This window comes from Dietzia sp. DQ11-71 (assembly GCF_014144995.1).
Lineage (GTDB): Bacteria > Actinomycetota > Actinomycetes > Mycobacteriales > Mycobacteriaceae > Dietzia > Dietzia kunjamensis.
In genome coordinates this window covers 1-300 of record NZ_JAALDT010000533.1, presented here as the reverse complement: position 1 = coordinate 300, position 300 = coordinate 1, and the positions used below count along the sequence as shown (strand labels likewise).

At 74.0% G+C, this 300-nt stretch carries 1 pseudogene; it reads right to left on the bottom strand.

Going from position 1 to position 300, the window contains the following annotated elements:
* Positions 1–300 (bottom strand): annotated as a pseudogene (locus G6023_RS15690) (3-deoxy-7-phosphoheptulonate synthase); the annotation flags it as partial.

The following is a 300-nucleotide window of genomic DNA, read 5'->3' as shown; positions in this document are numbered from 1 at the left end:
GCAGCAGGGTGCGGGCGGTGCGCAGCCCGCGCGGGATGTCGTAGCTCCCGTCCAGCGCGGGGTCGTTGATGAGGCCCTTCCACCCGACGGTGGTCCGGGGCTTCTCGAAGTACACGCGCATCACGATGAGCAGGTCCTCGGCCGTCTCCTCCGCGAGCGCGGCGAGTCGCGCCGCGTAGTCGAGGGCCGCCTCGGTGTCGTGGACCGAGCAGGGGCCGACCACCACGAGCAGGCGGTCATCGCGCCCGGCGAGCACGTCGGCGACCTCGGCGCGACTGCGCTCGACCAGCGCCTCGCGGG